The organism is Flavobacterium sp. (genome assembly GCF_049318185.1).
GTDB lineage: Bacteria > Bacteroidota > Bacteroidia > Flavobacteriales > Flavobacteriaceae > Flavobacterium.
Window position 1 is genome coordinate 1 of record NZ_JBMOGV010000180.1, and the last position, 3,025, is coordinate 3,025.

Genomic DNA, 3,025 nt, shown 5'->3' on the forward strand with positions numbered 1-3,025 from the left:
GTTATACTTCAGATAGAATAGGGTATGGATAATGGGAAATTTGATGAATCTCTGGCTAGATATGGAGCAAAAAAGGTCTTATGTTTTTCTATCAATTAATTTGACTTTACCAGCAACTGAAATCGCACTACTTTATAAAAAATAGTTGGGAGATTGAATTTTTTTTAAATGGATTAAGCAACACTTAAAATAAAATCATTCCGGGTTATTTCTGAAAACGCTGTTAGCACTCAAATCTATATCGCAATTATTACTTAAACTTTGATGGCAATTATAAAAGCATAATTAAAACTGAAACAATCACCATATGAAATACTTAAAATTATGAGTGTATCTCTGTTAGAAAAACGCATTTGCCAACTCTTTCAGAAAACCTTTTTTACCAGGAATTCAAAGAACATAAACCTATCCAATTGAAAATGAATCTAGTTTAACCCTACACTTGAAAAAAACATTGAGGCTTCCAAAATACATTTGGAGAAGTTAATATTTTTTTTTAAGTTACACTAAATACCCAATCATTTAAAAACTAATCAATATGCCAAAAATTGTAACCACTTCAAGGAACAGGATTTCAAAAGAAAAATTAACAGACTTACAATCGAAAATCAGTGGTCTCGACGATGAACTGTCTTTTGTAAATGCTATTCAGGAAAAGAAATTAATGAATCATAAAGTATCTACATCGCTCGAATTTGTTTCATACACATCCAAGGGTGAAGATGGTACCACTATGTTAGCACTTCCAGGCACTATTAGGATTTTCATTGGACTAAAGACTTCACCTTTATTAAAACAATTAAAAAAGGCAATTGCTAGCGGTAAAGAAACCGAACAGGGTGAGGTTATGAAAAGTATTGGCGATGTGGTTGCAAGTAGAAAACTTTCAGATAGAAAAAGTGCTCAAAAAATGATTCTAGAAGCTTCAAATCTTTTTGAATTTACATGCGGCACCAAAACCTTACTCGATGGTGGCATATTGCCATATGATGATAACATTACTTATTTGGATATACCTTATTGCGGAACCCCATATCCCAAGAAATTTCCTCCAATACCACCAATAATATTGGATGAATTCTGTGGTACAGGCCCAAAGCCACTTCCCAAATTTGACGGATTGGTAGTTATACATGAACCCAATCTTGTAAAAGCCGAAATTGATGCGCTCAAGCAAATACCAACAGGAAGCCGGGAAATGCTTATAGGTGGATCAACAGTTGCTATAGGCACATCCGTGTGGTATGTAAGTGCAGTTGCATTGGCAGCTGTGGCAGTTATGACGGCTACCGCTGGCTGCGCCAAACCATCATTACTACGCGATATCAGAATTAATCCAACACTTATTAATAAACTTGGTCCACAAAGAACAGCCTCGCAATTGCTTGCTATGAGGGAAAAAGCATTAACAGCTGGCTAATTGAATTATATCATGAGTAATGGTAATAGTTCAATGACAATTATAGAAGTGTTAACAATATGCTTTTTAGTTGTATTGTTTATTCTGACTATAATATCACAATTTCAGAGAAAATGGGTTGACCAAATCCGGCAGAGGGATTTATTTAACTTTTTACCGGCTTGGTATTTTTTTGCTCCAATGCCTGTCACCTATCATTTACTTTTATTCTATCGTGATGAATATGAAGATGGTTTGGTTACCAATTGGCAGAAATTACCATTTAGTGAGCAAAGAAAGTGGTGGCACTTTTTATGGAACCCTCAAAAACGCCTTAATAAATCCTTCTTTGATATTTTCAAAGATTTAATGGATCACATCAAAATAAGCAAAGATGAAGAATTTTTAATTGGCTCAATACCCTACTTACTATTGCTTAACTATGTGAGCAAACTCAATCACGATCCCTTAGCCATTAACACTCAATTTGCCGTTTTTAAGAAAGAAGCCGGAGCAACAGAAATGGATTTACTATTCCTTTCCTTTGTACATGAATTAGAACAAAATGAGTTAAATAATATTCCTCCAAATATTTATGCCTGAGTATACTATAATATTTACTGCAGTTTTCTTATCTGTTGGTTTAATCACGAGTAGTATGGAAATGTTTTTTTCAAAAAGCATATTTTGTGGCAATGGCTTGATGAATTGGGAAATAAGTAAATTAAGGTCGCAGGTACTACCAAAATCAAAAAAATTAAACCTTATTTATCGAGAAGATAAATTTTACTATTTTTCATTTTTCAGGCTATTTGCCGGAATTTTGTTATTGCTTTCTGTGTTTGTTAATCTCGAATACCTGTTCCCTATCGCTTTCTCTTTAGTATTTTTAGCTTATTTGCTTTTTACCATGCGAACACCCTATGGGCTAGATGGTTCAGATCAAGCCGCCCTTTTAGTTGCAATTATTTATTCTATACTTTGTGCAAGTACCTCCCCCATAATTAAACTTAGTTGTCATATTTTTTTAGCAGCACAACTTACGTTGGTTTATTTTACCTCAGGCTGGAATAAGTTAAGAGCAAAAAACTGGCGAAACGGCATTTACTTATGGAAGTTATTCTCAACAGGCTTTTATGGAATGGAAAAACTAGGTATTTTTTTACAGAAACACAAGCAATTCAGCCGTTTTTCTTCTTTGTGTGTTGTTTTGTCCGAGACCCTCTTTATTCTATTTTGGTTTCTACCGGCCCCATATTGCTGGTTGATACTGGGTGCACTCGGCCTGTTTCATTTAATAACAGCAATCACTATGGGGTTAAATACATTCATTTGGGCATTTTTGGCCATGTATCCCAGTACAATTTATTGCAGGTTGCTGTATTAAAAGTGGCTAACCGCTTATCTTCACACCTACAATTATTCTGGAATTATAACAATCCCATTTTGACTGGGTCCTGGCAGTGCAGCAAAATCCGCTTAAGCAGCCCTTACTAGACCACTCCAAACTGCCCCCTCCTTTCCAGCGCAACTGTTATAGGCTTTGCAATTTGAATATCATTTTTTTCATTAGATTTTTTCTTTTTTGATACTCATTTCAAATACGCATTAAATATTTACCTGATG

Annotated in this window: 3 protein-coding genes; all 3 read left to right on the forward strand. The window is 34.6% G+C overall.

Translation table 11 applies throughout. The annotated features are described in order from the left end of the window. Window positions 1–538 precede the first annotated feature (538 nt). Genes ACOYLT_RS11150 through ACOYLT_RS11160 form a run of 3 tightly spaced genes read left to right on the forward strand, consistent with a single transcriptional unit; the run spans window position 539 to window position 2,786 of the window. Window positions 539–1,420: a hypothetical protein gene (locus tag ACOYLT_RS11150; protein WP_422853921.1), complete on the forward strand. Its 882-nt coding sequence runs from the start codon at window positions 539–541 to the stop codon at window positions 1,418–1,420. Then, entirely contained in the window at window positions 1,421–2,002 is a 582-nt protein-coding gene (locus ACOYLT_RS11155) for a hypothetical protein (RefSeq protein WP_422853922.1), read from the forward strand. Further along, window positions 1,995–2,786 (forward strand): hypothetical protein, encoded by a 792-nt coding sequence (locus ACOYLT_RS11160; protein ID WP_422853923.1) that lies wholly within the window; start codon window positions 1,995–1,997, stop codon window positions 2,784–2,786. The genes ACOYLT_RS11155 and ACOYLT_RS11160 overlap by 8 nt, the downstream gene beginning before the upstream one ends. The last annotated feature ends 239 nt before the right edge of the window (window positions 2,787–3,025 follow it).